Raw genomic sequence first — 17,556 nt, 5'->3', positions numbered from 1 at the left:
TTTCCGTTTTTTACAAGGTCGCGGAGACTTGGCCCATGATGGGACGGGCGGCAGATACGCCGCTCCGGTCAATCCGGCAAGCGATATTCCACCAGTTCCGCGCGAAAGACCTTCAGGAAATTGTCGTCCGAGACCATCGAGGCCCGCAGGCCCTCCGTGTCGCGCCAGAGGCTCAGCCCCTCCAGGTTGTCATGGGCGCCGAGCGGGGTTCGCAGGATGACCTCTCCCTCCGTCGCGCCGATGTCGAAGCGGCGCAAACGGCTGGCGAAACCGGCGGGGCCGGCGAAGAGCCGCTCCAGGAGGTAAAGCCGCCCCCGGTCGTCGAAGGCGGCATCGGCGACCAGCCAGAAGGGATCGGCCTTCAGGGTATGGCGCTCCTCCCAATCCGTGCCCGACCAGACATAGACCGGAAGGAGGCCGGGGGTCAGCGGCGCCTCGGGGATCAGCCAGAGCTCGCCTTGGGGGGAGAGTGCCAGGGCCTCGAAGGCGGTGTTCGGCGGGAAGCGGGCGAAGACCATGGGGCGCCGCATCCGCTGGGGCACCGCGCCGAGGGCGTCAAAGGCCAGGACCCGCGCCGTGCCCTCGGTCGAGATCCAGAGCCGCCCGTCCGCCGCAACCGCAAGCCCCTCGGTGTCGTTTTGCCCGGGGCGGAGCGGCTTGCCATTGGTGTCGAGGATCGGCTCCAGCCGCCCGGCCTTGACCTTCGTGATCCGTCCTTCGGCGTCCCGCGTCAGGCTCAGCCGCATCAGCCCGCCCTTGTCGGTCATCACCAGGCCGCGCAGCCCATCCGGCGACAGATGCAGCGCCGAATATCCTCCGCCCGGAAGCCCTTTCAGGTCATGGCTTTGCAGCCAGCCCTCTGCGGGCAGCGGCCCGGCGCTGCTTTGCATGCCGACCAGCCAGAGGCCAAGGATCAGTCGGCCGAGAGAACGGAAGCGCATTGGGCTGGCAGGTCGGACATGACATATTGGCGCGGGTGCTTCTTGGGCGGCGTCTTCGGGGCGTTTTTCACCGGCTTCGGGTGCAGGTATTCATCCGAGACCCACCACATCAGCGTGTCATCGCAGCCATTGCCGCCCTTCGACAGCTCCGACACCGAGGGTGTCTGCGTCTCGCATTGGGTCGCGCCCTTGGGGCATTTCAGGCGGACATGCATATGGTCATCATGCCCCGCCGCAGGGCGCAGCTTTTGCAGCCAAGCCTTGTCGGCGGCAGTGGCGGTCTTGCAGATCTCGATCTTGATGGCGGCGGCGACGAAAATCCGGTCGACGCGCGGGTCCAAGGCCGCCAGCCGCAGCATCTCGCGATGGGCCTGCGAGTAGTTGCCGTTGACCGAAAGCTGATCCTCGGTCCGGATCGAGATGGCCGAGAGCTTTTCGCGCTGCTTGCGCGACAGGTCCAGCCGGTCGGGCATCGTGTACCAGATGTCCACGTCCAGCCCGGTCTGGTGGCTGGCATGGCTGGAGGCCGACGGCCCGCCGCGCGGTTGGCTCAGGTCGCCGACGTAAAGCCCCTTCCAGCCGACCTGGGTGACGGCGGCCGAGAGGTCCATGATATACTGCACCAGCACCGGCTGGCCCCAATTGCGGTTGCGCGACAGGCGCATGGCCTGCCAGGTCGGCCCGCTTTCGGCCAATTCGACATTCCCCGCCGCGCAACCGCGGGAGGTGGAGCCCACGGGCATCGCAGGTCCCGAAGTCGGCAGGGGGACGGCGGCAAAGAGCTTGGCGGCCGTGGTTTCGGCAGAGCCCCCCCCGGCGGCCAGCGCCAGTCCGGCGGCCAGCGCCAGGGCCTTGATCCAGCTTTTCATCTCTCCCCCTTGGGCTTCACCCAGCCCAGCAGCACCATCCCCAGAAGGAACAACAGGATCAGGGGGATGGCAATGCCCATGCGTTGGCTTCCGCTGATCGTCGTGGCCAAGGCCACCGCCGCCGGCGCAATGAAGGAGGTCACCTTGCCCGACAAAGCATAAAGCCCGAAGCCCTCGGTCGCATGCTGGGGCGTGGTGTGGAAGACCATCATCGTCCGCGACGAGGATTGCAGCGTCCCCCCCGCCGCCCCGATCAGCATGCCGCAGGCGTAGAAGATCTTGTCCGCCATGCCCGGCGCCAGCGCCACGCCGTAGAAGCTCTCCGGCGTCATCCCTGCGATCACCAGGCAAACCGCGATCAGCACCCAGATCGAGACGACCATCACGGGCTTCGGCCCCCGCGCCGAATCCGCCCGGCCTCCGATCCAGGAGAAGACCGCCGCCGCCAAGGCCCCCGCGATGCCGAAGACGCCGATCTGGGTGATGCTCCACCCCAGGACCCCCGCCGCATAGACCCCGCCAAAGGCATAAAGCGCGTTCAAGGCGTCGCGGTAGATCATCGAGGACCCAAGATGGGCAAACAGCGAGGGCCTTTGCGGCAGGCTGCGGATCAGGGTCATCAGGCTTTGCAGCGCGCGGCCCGCGCCTGTCGCCACCCTTGGCACCTCGCGCACCCACAGGAAGAAGGGCGCCATGAAGACCACGAACCACAGCGCGGTAAAGGGCCCGACCGACCGCGTCCCCTCCCGCGCGGTGGCGTCCAGGCCAAAGAGAGGGTCCAGCCCGATCAGCGTCTTGCCCGTCGCGCCGTTCTCGGCCAAGAACAGAAGCATGACGACCAGCGCCAGGATCCCGCCCAGGTAGCCAAAGGCGAAACCATAGCCCGAGACCTTGCCCATTTCCTCGTCGTCGCAAAGGTCGGGCATCAGGGCATTGGTGAAGATCGTCGCGAACTCCATCCCGATCAGGCCGAGGCCGAACCAGATCTGCGCCATCAAGAGGTCGGGGGAGGAGGGGATCAGGAACCACAGCATGAAGGAGCCGAGCACATAAAGCCCCGAAAAGCCCCAGATCCAGGGCATCCGCCGCCCCGCGCCATCGGCAAATGCGCCGAGCAGGGGCGCCAGGACCGCGATCAGGATGCCGGTGATCGACTGGCCCCAACCCCAATAGGCCTGGGCCGCGGCGCTGGCGGCCTCGGGGGCCAGGCCCTGGGTCGCGAAATGCGCCGTGGCGACCTGCTGGAAATAGGGGCCAAAGACAAAAGTAAGAAGCAGGGTGTTATAGGGCTGGCTTGCCCAGTCGAAGAACCACCAGCCCCAGATGCGCCGCCTTGCCGAAACCTGGCTTGCCGTTCCCATGCCACAACCCCATCTTTTCCCGCGATGAAGCCCCAAGCCCCGCAATTAAGCAAGCCAGAGATTGCGGAAGCCCCGGGTTCAAGCTACCACATCTACGCAACCGAAAGGGAAGCTCATGACGTCGATCCTGCAAATCCTTCTCCTGGTCCTGGGCGTCGCCCGCTGGATCGTCCTTGTCCATGTCATCATGAGCTGGCTGATCAACTTCCAGGTCCTGAACCTGCGCCAGCCCCTGGTCGCGCAGATCTGGTACGGGCTGAACCGCACGCTGGAGCCGGTCTATGGCCGCGTCCGTCGCCTGATCCCGATCGGCGGCGGCATCGACTTTGCGCCGCTGATCGTGCTTCTGGCGATCTATGCGCTGGAAATCGTGGTCCGCAACAACCTCTACAGCTTCCATTAACCCGGCCTTAACCAGGATTGGGGCATAAGTCCCATGTGTTCCAGATTGACCCCATGACCGCACCGGAAGAGCTGCTCCACCAAGTCTGGGGCTTTGCGGGCTTTCGGCCCGGCCAGGAAGAGATCGTCCAGGCGGTCATCGCGGGGGAGAACACGCTGGCCATCATGCCGACGGGCGGGGGGAAGTCGTTGTGCTTCCAGCTGCCTGCGCTTTGTCGCGATGGGGTGACGGTCGTGATCTCGCCGCTGATCGCGCTGATGCGGGACCAGGTCCGCAGCTTGCGCGCGGCGGGGGTCGAGGCCGGGGCCCTGACCTCCGGCAATACGGAATCCGAGACCGAGGATGTCTTTGCGGCACTCGATGCCGGGCGGCTGAAGCTCTTGTATCTGGCGCCCGAACGCCTGGCCCTGCCCGGCACCCTGCCCATGCTGCGCCGCGTCGGCGTCAGCCTGATCGCGGTGGACGAGGCGCATTGCGTCAGCCAATGGGGCCACGACTTCCGCCCCGACTACCTGCGCATCGGCGAGCTGCGGCGGACCATGGGCGTCCCCCTCGCCGCCTTCACCGCCACGGCGGACGCCGAAACCAGGGCCGAGATCGTCACGCGGCTCTTCGACGGCGTCGAACCGCGCACCTTCCTGCGCGGCTTCGACCGGCCGAACATCCGCCTCTGCTTCGCCGTCAAGGACTCCCCGCGCGAGCAGATCCTGTCCTATGTCAAGCTCCGCAAGGGCCAGTCCGGCATCGTCTACTGCGGCAGCCGGTCCAAGTGCGAGGTCCTGGCCCAGGCCCTGCGCGAGGCGGACCATCCGGCGATCTATTACCACGCCGGGATGGACCCGGAGGAGCGTCGCCAGGCCGAGCTGCGCTTTCAGCAGGAAGACGGGCTGATCGTCGTGGCGACCGTTGCCTTCGGCATGGGCATCGACAAGCCCGATATCCGCTGGGTCGCCCATGCCGACCTGCCGAAGTCGATCGAGGGTTACTACCAAGAGATCGGCCGCGCCGGCCGCGACGGCGGCCCTGCCGATACGCTGACGCTTTACGGGCCGGAGGATATCCGCCTCCGCCGCAGCCAGATCGACGAGGGCGCCGCGCCCTTGGAGCGGAAGGAGGCCGACCACGGCCGCCTGAACGCGCTTCTGGGCCTGGCCGAGGCCACGGCTTGCCGCCGCCAGGTGCTTCTGGGCTATTTCGGCGAGGACTCCGGCCCCTGCGGCAATTGCGACCTCTGCGAGCGGCCCGCGAAGCTCTTTGACGCGACCGAGGCCGTGCGCAAGGCCCTGTCCGTGGTGCTGCGCACCGGGCAACGCTTCGGCGCGGGCCACCTGATCGACGTGCTGACCGGGACGCCGACCTCCAAGGTCAAGGAGCGCGGCCATGACCAGCTGCCAACCTATGCCGCCGGGAAGGATCTCTCGAAACCCGCCTGGGGCGCCGTCTTCCGCCAGATGATGGGCCGCGACCTGATCCGCCCCGACCCCGAGCAGAACGGCGGCCTCTACATGACCGAGGCCGCGCGCCCCGTCCTGCGCGGCGAGGTCCAGGTGACGCTGCGCGCCGATACGGTCGAAAAGGCCTCGTCCTATGTCGCCAAGGTCAACACCCAGCTGGCCGATGACGACCTGCCGCTGCTCTCCGCGCTGAAAGCGAAACGCCGCGCCTTGGCCGAGGCGCAGGGCGTCCCCGCCTATGTCATCTTCCCCGACCGCACCCTGATGGAGCTGGCCGAGAAAAAGCCCCAGACCCTGGACGAGATGTTCGGCATCACCGGCATCGGCGTGAAGAAGCTGGAAAGCTACGGCGAGGCGTTTTTGCAGGTCATCCTGGGCGGCACGGCCGAGATGCCCTCCCCGGCGCGGCGCAAGCTGGTGGGTCGCGAGGCCGGGGCGATTTTCGACCGCCTGGCCGAGACGCAGCTCGCCCTGTCGCGGGGCGAGGATGGGACGGGCAAATACCTGAGCTGCACCGATTCCACGCTGCGCCAGATCGCCGAACGCCGCCCCGCCAGCCTCGACGAGCTCTACCATGTCCAGGGCATGGGCGAGCAGAAGGTGGAGCGCTTCGGCCATGCCTTCCTCGAGGTTCTGCGCAAGGCCTGAGGCTCCGGGTCGGGGCCCGGAGCAGCCCTGCGCAAGATGGCAAATGCTGCGCAGCATTTACGCTTCGTCAAGCATGTTTCGCTGCGCAGCAAGATGATGATCCAGAAAGAAAAACCGATTTCCTTCCCACAGCCTTTCCCGCTCCATTTCACTGGTCCAAGAAGATCCTCGGCGGGGTCCGGGAAGCAGACAGACTCCCCGGGGTCTCCGCAGCGGCAAACGTTTTCCTTGAAACCCCGGGCAAGGGGGACTAGCTCTGTGCCTCAGCCAGAAGGAGCCCCGAATGTATCTCGCCGCCCCAGACCGTTACGACCAGATGCAATATCGCCGCAGCGGGCGCTCCGGGCTTTTGCTGCCGGCGATTTCGCTGGGGCTCTGGCAGAACTTCGGCGGCACCGATGTCTTCGAGACCTACCGCGCCGTCCTGCGCCGCGCCTTTGACCGCGGCGTCACCCATTTCGACCTCGCCAACAACTACGGCCCCCCCTATGGCTCGGCGGAGGAGAATTTCGGCATCATCTTCGCCAAGGACTTCAAGGCGCATCGCGACGAGCTGATCATTTCGTCGAAAGCCGGTTGGGACATGTGGCCCGGCCCCTATGGCCTGGGCGGGTCGCGCAAACATGTGCTGGCCTCGGCCGATCAAAGCCTTCGCCGCATGGGGCTCGACTATTTCGACATTTTCTACTCGCACCGCCCCACCCTGGACGTGCCGCTGGAGGAGACCATGTCGGCCCTGGTGCAGCTGCACCGCCAGGGCAAGGCGCTTTATGTCGGCATCTCCTCCTATGGGCCGGAGCGGACGAAACAGGCCGCCGCGATTCTTCGGTCCGAGGGCGTGCCGCTTTTGATCCACCAGCCCAGCTATTCGCTGGTCAACCGCTGGATCGAATTTGGTCTTCTGGACGCGCTGGAAGAGGTCGGCGCGGGCTGCATCGCCTTCTCGCCCCTGGGCCAGGGGATGCTGACGGCGAAATACCTCGACGGCGTGCCGCAGGATGCGCGGGCGGCCAAGGGCGGGTCCTTCAACATGAAGCTCCTGACCGAGGAAAACTTGGGCCGCATCCGCGCGCTGAACGAGATCGCCAAGCAGCGCGGGCAGAGCCTGGCGCAGATGGCCATCGCCTGGGTGCTGCGCGATCCGCGCGTCACCTCGGCCCTGATCGGGGCGCGCAACGTGGCGCAGCTGGACGACTCCTTGGAGTCCTTGAAGAATCTGTCTTTCACCGAGGCCGAATTGGCCGATATCAACCATCATGCCACCGAAGGCGGCATCGATCTGTGGCGGGGGCTCAGCGACTGATGCGCATCGTTTTCACTGGAGGCTCGGGCAAGGCCGGGCGTGACGTCATCCCCTATCTGCTGGCCCAGGGTCACCAGGTCCTGAACGTCGACCGGGTGGTCCTGAACCACCCCGGCGTCCATACGCTCCTGGCCGATCTGACCGATGGCGGCGAAACGATGAACGCGCTCTCCTGCCATTTCGGCTATGAGGGCTATGCCGCGCCGGGCGGCCCGGCACGCCCGGATGCGGTCGTCCATTTCGCCGCTGTGCCGCGCATCCTGATGCGGCCGGACAATGCGACCTTCATCGAAAACGTGACTTCGACCTACAACGTGATCGAGGCCGCGATGAAGCTGGGGATCCGCAAGGTCATCGTGGCCTCCTCCGAGACGACCTATGGCGTCTGCTTTGCGGAAGGCGACCGCGACTACAAGGAATTCCCGCTGACCGAGGATTATGACGTCGACCCGATGGACTCCTATGGCCTGTCGAAGGTGGTCGGCGAGAAAACCGCCCGCGCCTTTGCCGAACGCTTCGGCGCCGACATCTATGCCTTGCGGATCGGCAATGTCCTGTCGGTCGAGGACTATGCGAACTTCCCCGAGTGGCTCGCCAACCCCTTGATCCGCAAGCGCAATGCCTGGAGCCATATCGACGCCCGCGACCTCGGCCAGATCGTGGACCTCTGTGTCCGCAAGGACGGTCTGGGCTACCAGGTCTTCAACGCGGTGAATGACAATATCACCGCGCGGGAGCCCACGCGGGATTTCCTGGCGAAAGTGGCGCCGAAGACCCCGATCAAGGGGGAGCTGCAGGGCTTCGACGCGCCGCTGTCCAATGCCAAGATCCGCAAGGTCCTGGGGTTCAAGCAGAATTACGACTGGCGCGACCTGGTCTGATCATTTTGCCAAGCGCAGGGCTGCCGCCGCGATCCGCTCCAGCGGCAGCTCTTGCTCGACGGCACCGGCAGCCATGGCCTCTTTCGGCATGCCATAGACGACACAGCTCGCCTCGTTCTGCCCGATGGTCGAGGCGCCGAGGTCGCGCATCTCTTTCATGCCCTTGGCCCCATCGTCGCCCATGCCGGTCAGGATGATCCCCACCGCATTCGACCCGGCAAAACGCGCGACCGAGCGAAACAGCACATCGACCGAGGGCCGGTGGCGCGAGACCATGGGGCCGTCGCGGACCTCGACCATGTAATGGGCGCCCGAGCGGGCGAGCAGGGTGTGCTTGTTGCCCGGCGCGATCAGGGCATGGCCGCGCAAGAGCCGGTCACCGTTGCGCGCCTCGGACACGGTGATGGCGCAGATCGAATCCAGCCTTTTGGCGAAGGCCGCCGTGAAGCTTTCGGGCATGTGCTGCACGATGACGATGGGCGGGCAGTCCATCGGCATGCTTTCCAGGAGGACGCGCAGGGCTTCGGTCCCGCCGGTCGAGGCGCCGATGGCGATGATCTTCTCGGTCGTTCGCAGCATGGCCGCGCCGCTGGGTGCCGGCAGCATCGCATCGGCCGAGAGTTTCGGCGCGACGGGTGGCGGGCTGTGGATCACCTTGACCTTGGCGCGGGCGGCGGCAAAGACCGCTTCCCGCACCTGGGCGGCGGCCTCTTCCAGGAATTGCTTCACGCCCAGTTCCGGCTTGGCGATGACCTCGACCGCGCCGGCGGCCAGGGCGGCCAGCAAGGTCTCGGACTTGTCGGCCACCAGCGACGAACAGATGACCACCGGGATCGGATGCTGCGCCATCAGTTTCTTCAGGAAGGTGACGCCGTCCATTCGCGGCATCTCGATATCCAGGACGATCACGTCGGGCAGGACATGCCGCAGCCTTTCGGCCGCCGCGAAGGGGTCGTTGACGGCGGCAATGACCTCGAACCTGGGGTCGGCCGCAAGGATATCGGTCAGCGCCCGCCGCACGACGGCGCTGTCGTCGACGATGAAGACCCGGATCGCGCCTGCTTTCTTCCCGCCGGCAGGTCGGATCGCTGTGGGCTGGTGGGTCATGGGCTCATACCTTTCGGAAGATCGAGGGGCCGCATTGGGTCAGGCCGGGAGGCAGGCCATGGTGGCTGTCGCTGTGCCCCAGGAGCAGATATCCGCCGGAGCGGATCCTTGCGCAGACATGGCCGAGGCAGGTCTGGCGATCCTCGAGGGCGAAATAGATCAGGACGTTGCGCAGAAAGACGAGGTCGGCCAGCGGAAAGTCGGGCAGGGGTTGCAGCAAATTGGCCTGAAGAAAGCTGGCGCGGCTGCGCAATTCCGGCGCGACGCGGAAGATCGGCATCCCGTTCTCTGTCGCCACGCCAGGGCGCGAGCGCAGGAAATACTGCCGCTTGTCCTCCTCGCGGATGCCCGCCATCTCTGTCGCGCTAAAGACCGCCCCGGCCGCCCGCCGCAGCACGTTTGCCGAGATATCGGTGCCGATCATCCCCCAGCGCAGCCCGCCCGGGATCGCTTGGGCGAATTGATCGACCACGATCCCGGCCGACCAGAGCTCTGGCCCGGTGGAACAAGCCGCGCTCCAGATGGTCAGGGGATGCAGGCGCCCTGCGCCCTTGTCGCAAAGACTGGGCAGGCCCGTCTTGGCCAGCCAGTCGAAATGCGCGGGCTCGCGGAAGAAACTGGTCGTATGGGTGACCAGCATTTCGACAAGCCGCGCGGTCTCCGCCTCTCCCTTGGGGCCCTCGAGGATCGAGAGATAGTCCTCGTAGCTTGCCAGGCCCAATGCATCGAGCCTCCGGTTCAGGCGAAAGGTCAGGAACTGCTCGTTCTGCGGATCGACACGGATGCCCGCCACGGCCTTCAAGCGCTCGACGAGAATCCTCGCGATGCGGCGCGACATGCGCCGACCCTCCTGGGGGAATGGGGCGTCGATTGTCTGGGCATAGTCCGGCATGTCAGTCGAAGTCAAAGGGCCCTTTCAGCCCTGATCTGTCCTGCGGCGCCATGCGCAGTGCCTCACGCAGGTCGATCACATAGACCAGCGCCCCATCCAGCCGCGTGACGCCTTTCATCGCGCCGGAGGCCCAGGTTCCGGGCACCTGCGGCACCGGGTCGATGACCGAGGCCGCGATCTCGATCACGCTGCGCACCCGGTCGGCTGCGATGGCCACGGTTGGTGCGGCATCCTCGGCGAAGTCGAGCACGATCAGCCGCTCATCCGCCTCGCCATGGGTGCGACGGTGCAGGCCCAGCGGCAAGCTCAGGTCCATCACCGGAATCCCCTGGCCGCGAATGTCGATCATCCCCATCAGGTCCGAGGTCGCGTTGGGCAGCGGCGAAATCTCTTGCGCATCAAGAATCTCGCGCACATTGGCGACATCCACGGCAAAGGTCTGATCGCCCAGGTCGAAAGTCACGAAGGTCGATGTTTCGGTCTCGATCGGGACGGCGGCGCCAAGACGGCTGCGCAATCCGGGGCGTGGGTTCGAGGTCTGGTCAACTGCCTGCATGGGTCTATCCGCCGGAAGGAGGGGGTGGCGCGCCCGTCGCGCCACCCTTGGGTGTCAGAACCGCTCGAAGTCCGAGTCCTTCACGTCGCCTTCCGTCAGGTCCAGAACCATGCCTGTGGTCCCGTCCATGACGCCGCGCTGCGAGGGGGCGCGCCACTGGGCTGCGGTGCTGGACGGCGCCGGGCGGCCGGAACGCGGCGCGGCAGCGGGCCGCCCGTCCTTCTCATCCAGCTTGAAAAAGCTGATGATGCCGTGCAGCTGTTCGGACTGGGCCGCCAGCCCATCCGAAACCGAAGCGGCTTCGGTCGAGGCCGAGGCATTGCGCTGGATCACCGTATCCAGTTGCCGGATCGCCTGGTTGATCTGATCCGCCCCGGTGTTCTGCTCGCGCATCGCGGCTGAGATCTCTTGCACCAGGTCCGCCGTGCGCTGGATCGAGGGCACCAGGGTCGTCAACATCTCGCCAGCCTTGCGGCTGACATCGACCGTGCGGCCCGAGAGCTCGTTGATTTCACCCGCTGCCTGCTGGCTGCGTTCGGCCAGCTTGCGCACCTCGGAGGCGACGACGGCAAAGCCCTTGCCATGCTGGCCGGCCCGCGCCGCTTCGACCGCGGCATTCAGCGCCAGGAGGTCGGTCTGCCGCGCGATCTCCTGGATGATGGTGATCTTGTCGGCGATGGTGCGCATGGCTTGCACGGCCTCGCCCACCGCCTCGCCGCTTTCCTTGGCCTGGGTGGCCGCATGGGTCGCGATCTTTTCGGTCTGCGCGGCATTGTCGGCCGATTGCCGGATGTTCGCGCTCATCTCCTCCATGGCCGAGGAGGCCTGTTCCGCCGCCGCCGCCTGTTCGGTCGCGCCCGAGGACAGGTCCTCGGCGGTCGAGCTCATGGCATGGGCCGAAGAGGCCACGCTTTGCGACGAGACGGCCATGTTGCCCACCACGTCGCGCAGCTTGGTCAGCATCCGCTCCAGCGCGATGCCCAGGGTATCCGCATCCGACCGACGCTTGGTCGTCACGGTCAGATCCCCGCGCGAGATCGCCTCGGCCGTCGCGGTCATCGCCTTGAGCGAACCGGTCATCTCGCCCATGGCGGTCATCAGGTCGCCCAATTCGTCCCTCGAGGTTGCGTGGACATCGGCATTCAGGTCGCCCTGTGCCACCTTGCGGGCTGCACCCACGGCGCGGTTCAGCCCGCGTGTGATCGAGACCACGATCAGGACGGCCCCGATGATGCCCGCCCCGATGGCCAGGCCGGCAAAGGCCACGATCAGGGACCGGCTGGAGCCATAGGCCTCGGCCGCAGTGGCGATGGTTTCGGCGGTTTCGGCGTCGACAGAGGTGATGACATCGGCCAGCACGGTGTTGCGGCGCGTCACCAGCTTGCCCAACTCGCCAAAGAGAATGAGTTCGGCCTTGTTCTCGGAATTCTCCACGACGAGGCGAACCACCTCGGAACCGGTCGTCAGCACCGCCTGGATGGCCTTTTCGAAGGCCTCGTATTCCAGCCGGTAGCGGCCGCCGTTCATTTCGTTCAGCCGCTGCAATTCGGCCTCGGTCTCGGTCATCAGGGCCTGCAATTCGGCCGAAAGCTCGGCGATGGCGCCATCTTCCTTGTGCGAATCCAGGACCGAGGTCTTGAGATTGACCCGCAAGGCCAGATCGCTGACGACATCCACCTGGTTGATGAAGGGATCGACCCCCATGGCGCCCGAGGCGATGACCGCGTCCTGCAAGCTGCCTTCGCGTCGGCCGACCTCTTCGGATTCCTTGACCACATTGGCCACGACCAGGGCCCCGGATTCGGCGCGGCTGCCCGTGCGCGAGAGTCTCAGCACCTCGTCGCGCTGGGTGGCGATCAGGGTGCTGACCTGAACCAGTTCCTCCAGCGCCTTGGTGAGCAACCCGTCGTCCAGCTTGGCCAGTTCGTCAAGTTCGGCATTCTGCTCCGTCCGCAGATCACCGAGAGTCTCTTCGATGGCCAGCATCTCTTCCTCAGTGGACACCAGGATGTGACGCAGGGTCAGGTAATCCATCCGCGTCCAGATCTGCCGCAGGTCCCCCGCCAGCTCGACCTGGCGGTTGTTCACCGTCGCCAGTCTGTTCACCTCGGTGTTCAGGTCTTCCAGCGCATTGAGCCCGATCCAGGAAATCGCCCCCAGAAGGACGAGGATCAGTCCGAAAGTCGCGCCAAGCTTGGTCTTTATGGTCAGTTTCATGACAGGTCTCGCTCAATGGAGGGGACGGGAGCCGGTTTCGGGCTCGAACAGGGATTCGGGTTCCAGGATCAGGACCAGGTCACCGTCGCGGCGGATCGAGCCGCGAACGAACTCGATCGGCCAGGGCGCGCCCCTTGGGGGCAGGGGTTCGATGCGGAGAGGGTCGATTTCCATCACCTCTTCAACGCCATCGGCCAGAAGGGCCAGCCTGTGGCTTTCGGCACCGCGCGGGATATCCAGCACGACGATCCGCCCGTCGTCATGGTCGCGGGGCGGCATCTTCAACCGGCGCCGCACATCGACCAGCGGCACCACCGCGCCGCGCACGTTGATCAGCCAGGGCGCCATGGCCGAGGCATTGGGCACCCTTGTGCGCGGGATGGCGTTGATCACCTCGTGCACATGGCGCACGGGGATCGCGAGGGATTCGCCGTTCAATCGCAGGATCAGGGACATTTCCGGCCCTGTCTCTGTCTCGTCCATCGGGGGAAGTGCTTCCATCGTGACCTCAGGCGGCAAGGGCTTGCGACGGGCTGTCCAACAGGCGCCGCAGCAGCGAAGTTGTGTCAAGGATCAGGGCTACGGTGCCATCGCCAAGGATCGTTGCGCCGGCAAAGTCGGCCAGGTCGGCGTGGAAGGGCGACATGGGCTTGATGACGGTCTGGTGCTGGCCCAGGATGTCATCGACGACCAGGCCCATCCGCTGCCCCTCTGCCCGGACGATGACGACGCGGCGCCGGGCCACGCCATCGACGGGCACGCCGAAGACATGGGCCAGGTCGACGAAAGGCACCATCTCGTCCCGGATGGCCAGCATGGTGCGGCCGCTGTCGCGCTTCAGCTCGGTCAGGTCGAACTCGACGCATTCATCCACGGCGATCAGCGGCATGACGAAGATGTCGCCGCCCAGTTGCACCAGAAGCCCGTCGATGATGGCCAGCGTCAGGGGCAGGCGCAGCGAGATCAGCGTGCCCTCGCCCTTGCGCGACATGACCTCGACCGAGCCGCGCAGGGCGGAGATCGTCGTCATCACCGCATCCATCCCGACCCCGCGCCCCGAGACGCTGGAGACCTTTTCGGCGGTCGAGAAGCCGGGGGCGAAGATCAGCTCGGCCAGCTGGCTTTCGGTCGGCGTGGCTTCGGGAGCAAGGATCCCGCGTTCGATGGCCTTTTGCCGGATGCGCTCATGATCCAGGCCCTTGCCGTCATCCTCGATCGTGATGAGGATTTCCCCGGCATCCTGACAGGCGGCCAGGCGGACGAGGCCCTGGGCCGGCTTGCCCGCCGCCACGCGTTCGGCCGTGGATTCGATGCCGTGGTCGACCGAGTTGCGGATCATGTGGACCAGGGGTTCGGACAGGCGGTCGAGCACGTTCTTGTCGATCTCGGTTTCGCCGCCCTCGGTTTCCAGGATCACTTCCTTGCCCAGTTCGACCGACAGGTCGCGGACCACGCGGCGGAACTTGCCGAAGACCGTCTCGATCGGCAGCATCCGGATGGCCAGCGTCGTGTCGCGCAGGCCCCCGATCAGGCGCTGAAACTCCTCCACCAGGCCATCCAGCGTCGAATCGCCAAAGCGAGAGGCGATCTGGTTCAGCCGCGCCTGGGCGATGACCAATTCGCCCAACTGGTCAAGGATGGCATCCAGCTTCAACGAGGGAACGCGCACGGTTTCGGGATTGTGCTGTGCCCGGCTCGGCGCCGTGCTGCGGACCTGCGCCGGACCCTCTGCCTTGGTTTCGACCTCGGGCGGGGCAATCTCTGTGATGGTCAGTTCGGCGTCTTCGGCAAAGATGAAGACAGCCTCGATGGCCGCGCGACCCTGGGTCGTGTGCAGGGTCACATCCCAGCCCAGATGGCTTTGCGTCGGGTCCAGCGTCGCCAGGGGGGCCAGGCCCTGGGCCAGGCATTTCACCTCGCACTGGCCAAGGCTGGCCAGCTCCTCCAGCAAGAGGTCGGGGCGCATCCCGTGCATCAGCGCATTGGCGGCGGGTCGGAAATGGACCATCCAGCCCCGCTCCGCCGGGGCGACGGGCGGGGGGGCGAGGTTTGCGGCCCGGGCAAGCTGGGACAGGATCGAAGCCGCCTCGGGCGAATTGGCGAGGGCATCCGTCCGCTCGGGGTCGCCGCCCGCATCCAGAAGGGCAATGACATGGTCGCGCCCGGCAAGGGCCGCATCCAAGAGCGGACGCGTCACGGATATCTTGCCCATGCGGACGAGGTCGAAGGCATCCTCGAAGTGATGGACAAAGGCCGAGAGCGCCGGGAAGCCGAACATGCCGCCGCCGCCCTTCAGGGTGTGCAGGGCGCGGAAGACGCTGTCGACGGCCTCTGGCGGGGCGGCCTGTTCCAGGTCGAGAAGCATGGTCTCGAGCTGGGCCAGAAGGTCCCGCGCCTCGATCACATAGCTTTGGACGGCGGGGTTCACTTGCATCGGGTCAACCCGCCAGCTTTCGTGTGACGGTAAGAAGCATGTTCGCGTCGAAGGGTTTGTTCAGCCAGCCGGTGGCGCCCAGCGCCTTGCCTTCGGCCTTGGCCTCGGGGCGGGATTCGGTGGTCAGCATCAGGATCGGGATGCCGGCGCCCTTGGCGTCGGACCGCGCCTTCTTGATGAACTCGAACCCGTTCATCACCGGCATGTTCAGGTCGACGATCACCAGCGACACGGGTTCGGAGCGCAGCCTGTCCAGCCCCTGAAGGCCATTCTCGGCCTCGATCACCCGGTAACCCGCATTCCCCAGGGTGAAGGCGACCATGTCACGGATGGCCTTGCTGTCGTCAATCGAAAGGACGGTCTTTGACATGTTCCCTCACAAGAGATTTTGTGCGGCCAGAAGGCGTTGTGCCTCTGGCCCGAAGTGCTGCGCGATGCCTTCGGCCCGCAGGTGGGCCGCGGCGGCGAGACAAAGCTGAAGCGAGATCGTCGAAGGATGCCTGCATCCTTCGACCTCGGTGAATTCGATGGTGAAGGGGCCGGGCCCGTCCATCAGGCCCAGGAGACGGGCACGGTTGTCCTGCGCCTCACCCACCGAGAGGCGGGCCGATATCAGAAGAAGATCATCGCCAGACAGCGTCGCCGACATGCGAACCTCACCAAGATGCACGAAGATGGTGATAGGACCGGAAGGTGAACTGCCGCTTAACAGTCACGCCCCGACCGAGAAAATTTTCATTGCTCCGTCCGGGCAGGATTAGCCTTCCGTTAGGGCTTGTCTGTCAGCCTTCACCCAGGTCAGGGAAGGGCTGTGCAATGGTATGGACGACACGGGTTCGCGAAATCAGGGCGGACGTGATCGATGGCATTGCTTCCTTGTCGGATACTTTGGGGGCAATGCAGCGTCTCATGGCCGATCTGGCGGGCCAGATGCGCCTGGTGATCGAGGCTCAGGGTGCGCAGGGCGGCAAGATCGGACGCTTCGGGGTCCTTTTGGGCGAAGTCGTCGCCATCATGTCCGATTGGGAAAGGCGGCTGAACGATCCTTCGCGCCGCCTCCTGCTGGACGGGATCACGGGCGACCTTGCCGGGCTCAGCCGAATCCGGCTGTTCTTTCATTTCCTGGCGACGATCACGGCCATTCAGATCACGCGCGAAAAGTCGGTCGAGCTGATGTCCTTCGTGGACGACCTGAAATCCATGCCTGAGAAGATCGAGGTCGAGCTGGCCCGCGCCCAGACCGGGGTCGAGAACTTCCGCAAGGCGCAAGAGCTGATGGCCCGCGATGCCTCATCGGGGGCGCAGGTCCTGGCCCGGGCCGAGGAAAAGCTGGGCACCGTCGCGATCACCCTGGTCGAGGCGGAACAGGCGGCCGAGCGGGCCTCGGCCGATGCGGCCCGGCTGGCGCATCGCGCGATGGAAACCGCCGAGGCGGCGATCGTGCGACTGGTCAGCGCCTTTCAATTCTCGGATTCCGCCGCCCAGAGGCTGGAGCATGTCGAGGCGATTCTGGCTGCGGGGTCCCCGGGCTCTGCCCATTCTGCCCTGGCCGCTGCGCAGTTGCAGGCCCTGGCCGATGACCTCGCCGCGATCGTGCGAGAGCTGGGCGACAGCCTGGGCGCCATCGGCCAGCTTGGGCGTTCCGTGCTCGAGGGCCTTGCCCCGAGCCAGGAAGAGATGCGCAAGATGCTGATCTCGCAAAGCCATATCCAGGGTCTCTTCTCTGCCGCGACCGAGACCGCCCGCCCCGCGATGGAGCGGATCAGCGGCCAATGTGACCGGCTCGCGGGGGAGATTTCCGAGGTTCTTCTGCGGCTTGAGGCTTTGGATGACATCGGTCAGGCCATCAGCCTCGCCGCCGTCAATGCCCGGGTCAAGGCCGCCCATGCGGCGCTGGCCAAGCAGGAGCTGGGCTATATCGCCATGGCGGTGAACGAAAGCGCGGGCCAGGCGGTCTCGACCATCGCCGTGGCGGTCAAGGGAATGGGGCAACTGCGCAGCCAATTGGATGCGCTGGATTATCCCGGCATGGCAGCCAAGCTGACCGAGCTGACCGAGGTGGTCGAGGCGATCCAGAGCACCCTGGCCAAGGCGGAAGACCGCGAGACCCGGATGTCCGAGGTCGAGGGCAAGATTTCGGCGACGCTCGACCAGCTTGATGCCGTGACGGCGGCCAGCCAGCAACGGCTTTCCAGCCTGCCGAGGTTGGCGCAGACCATGGCCTCGGCCGCGCAAGAGATCCGGCAAGGCGCGGCGGGGCGGCCCGACCCGCGCCTTCTCTCGACGCTCTTGCCGCTCTACACCATGGCCCGCGAGCGCGAGGTCCACGCCCTCTTCACCGGCGAAGAGGTCCAAGTCGAGGCCATGGCCGAAGATCTCGACTCCATCCTGTTCTGAACCGCAGAAATCCGCATTGGACCTTTCGTCGGAAGTCTGGCGTTAACCTTGAGCGGTTTTATTGTCGCCGGGCCCGCTCCGTGCTATCTGCCC

Annotated in this window: 16 protein-coding genes; 5 read left to right on the top strand and 11 right to left on the bottom strand. The window is 65.8% G+C overall.

Annotated features, from left to right (window positions below):
- Positions 1-68: 68 nt before the first annotated feature.
- From GV832_RS04020 to GV832_RS04010, 3 genes are read right to left on the bottom strand one after another with little or no spacing between them, the layout of a single operon-like run.
- A complete protein-coding gene (locus tag GV832_RS04020) occupies positions 69-941 on the bottom strand; it encodes an esterase-like activity of phytase family protein (RefSeq protein WP_168773549.1) in 873 nt (290 codons plus the stop codon).
- A complete protein-coding gene (gene mepA / locus GV832_RS04015; protein ID WP_168773548.1) occupies positions 914-1,810 on the bottom strand; it encodes a penicillin-insensitive murein endopeptidase in 897 nt (298 codons plus the stop codon). The genes GV832_RS04020 and mepA overlap by 28 nt, the downstream gene beginning before the upstream one ends.
- Entirely contained in the window at positions 1,807-3,171 is a 1,365-nt protein-coding gene (locus GV832_RS04010) for an MFS transporter (protein ID WP_168773547.1), read from the bottom strand. The genes mepA and GV832_RS04010 overlap by 4 nt, the downstream gene beginning before the upstream one ends.
- 115 nt (positions 3,172-3,286) lie before the next feature.
- Here GV832_RS04010 and GV832_RS04005 point away from each other — a divergent pair, with 115 nt between their 5' ends.
- The 4 genes from GV832_RS04005 (at position 3,287) to GV832_RS03990 (ending at position 7,860) form a co-directional block, all read left to right on the top strand.
- The gene (locus tag GV832_RS04005) at positions 3,287-3,574 is read left to right on the top strand and encodes a YggT family protein (RefSeq protein WP_168773546.1); all 288 of its coding nucleotides are present in this window, start codon (positions 3,287-3,289) and stop codon (positions 3,572-3,574) included.
- A 53-nt stretch (positions 3,575-3,627) separates the two neighbouring features.
- Positions 3,628-5,676 carry a DNA helicase RecQ gene (gene recQ / locus GV832_RS04000; protein WP_168773545.1) on the top strand — a complete coding sequence of 683 codons (2,049 nt, stop codon included), beginning with the start codon at positions 3,628-3,630 and terminating at the stop codon, positions 5,674-5,676.
- 283 nt (positions 5,677-5,959) lie between these two features.
- Complete coding sequence (mgrA, locus tag GV832_RS03995; RefSeq protein WP_168773544.1) at positions 5,960-6,979, top strand: L-glyceraldehyde 3-phosphate reductase; 1,020 nt, start codon at positions 5,960-5,962, stop codon at positions 6,977-6,979.
- Positions 6,979-7,860, top strand: coding sequence for an NAD-dependent epimerase/dehydratase family protein (locus GV832_RS03990; RefSeq protein WP_168773543.1), 882 nt, complete (start codon positions 6,979-6,981; stop codon positions 7,858-7,860). Before mgrA ends, GV832_RS03990 begins: the two co-directional genes overlap by 1 nt.
- On the opposite strand, the gene GV832_RS03985 is transcribed toward GV832_RS03990, so the two are convergent.
- Genes GV832_RS03985 through GV832_RS03950 form a run of 8 tightly spaced genes read right to left on the bottom strand, consistent with a single transcriptional unit; the run spans position 7,861 to position 15,715 of the window.
- The gene (locus GV832_RS03985; protein WP_168773542.1) at positions 7,861-8,967 is read right to left on the bottom strand and encodes a protein-glutamate methylesterase/protein-glutamine glutaminase; all 1,107 of its coding nucleotides are present in this window, start codon (positions 8,965-8,967) and stop codon (positions 7,861-7,863) included. It abuts the gene before it with no gap.
- 4 nt (positions 8,968-8,971) lie between these two features.
- On the bottom strand, positions 8,972-9,805 hold the full coding sequence (locus GV832_RS03980) for a CheR family methyltransferase (RefSeq protein WP_168773541.1): 834 nt from the start codon (positions 9,803-9,805) through the stop codon (positions 8,972-8,974).
- A 55-nt stretch (positions 9,806-9,860) separates the two neighbouring features.
- A complete protein-coding gene (locus GV832_RS03975; protein ID WP_168773540.1) occupies positions 9,861-10,415 on the bottom strand; it encodes a chemotaxis protein CheW in 555 nt (184 codons plus the stop codon).
- A 54-nt stretch (positions 10,416-10,469) separates the two neighbouring features.
- A complete protein-coding gene (locus GV832_RS03970) occupies positions 10,470-12,632 on the bottom strand; it encodes a HAMP domain-containing methyl-accepting chemotaxis protein (RefSeq protein WP_168773539.1) in 2,163 nt (720 codons plus the stop codon).
- Between the two features lie 12 nt (positions 12,633-12,644).
- On the bottom strand, positions 12,645-13,133 hold the full coding sequence (locus GV832_RS03965; protein ID WP_168773538.1) for a chemotaxis protein CheW: 489 nt from the start codon (positions 13,131-13,133) through the stop codon (positions 12,645-12,647).
- A 7-nt stretch (positions 13,134-13,140) separates the two neighbouring features.
- Positions 13,141-15,066 carry a chemotaxis protein CheA gene (locus GV832_RS03960; RefSeq protein ID WP_168773537.1) on the bottom strand — a complete coding sequence of 642 codons (1,926 nt, stop codon included), beginning with the start codon at positions 15,064-15,066 and terminating at the stop codon, positions 13,141-13,143.
- 4 nt (positions 15,067-15,070) lie between these two features.
- A complete protein-coding gene (locus GV832_RS03955; RefSeq protein WP_168773536.1) occupies positions 15,071-15,436 on the bottom strand; it encodes a response regulator in 366 nt (121 codons plus the stop codon).
- A gap of 6 nt (positions 15,437-15,442) precedes the next feature.
- Entirely contained in the window at positions 15,443-15,715 is a 273-nt protein-coding gene (locus GV832_RS03950; protein WP_168773535.1) for a hypothetical protein, read from the bottom strand.
- 248 nt (positions 15,716-15,963) lie between these two features.
- On the opposite strand from GV832_RS03950, the gene GV832_RS03945 reads away from it, so the two are divergent.
- Positions 15,964-17,463 carry a hypothetical protein gene (locus GV832_RS03945; RefSeq protein ID WP_168773534.1) on the top strand — a complete coding sequence of 500 codons (1,500 nt, stop codon included), beginning with the start codon at positions 15,964-15,966 and terminating at the stop codon, positions 17,461-17,463.
- Positions 17,464-17,556: the final 93 nt, after the last annotated feature.

The sequence above is a fragment of the Stagnihabitans tardus genome (assembly GCF_009925085.1).
GTDB classification, from domain to species: Bacteria; Pseudomonadota; Alphaproteobacteria; order Rhodobacterales; family Rhodobacteraceae; genus Stagnihabitans; species Stagnihabitans tardus.
Note: the sequence above shows the minus strand (reverse complement) of the source record. Positions and strands in the feature narration are given on the sequence as shown.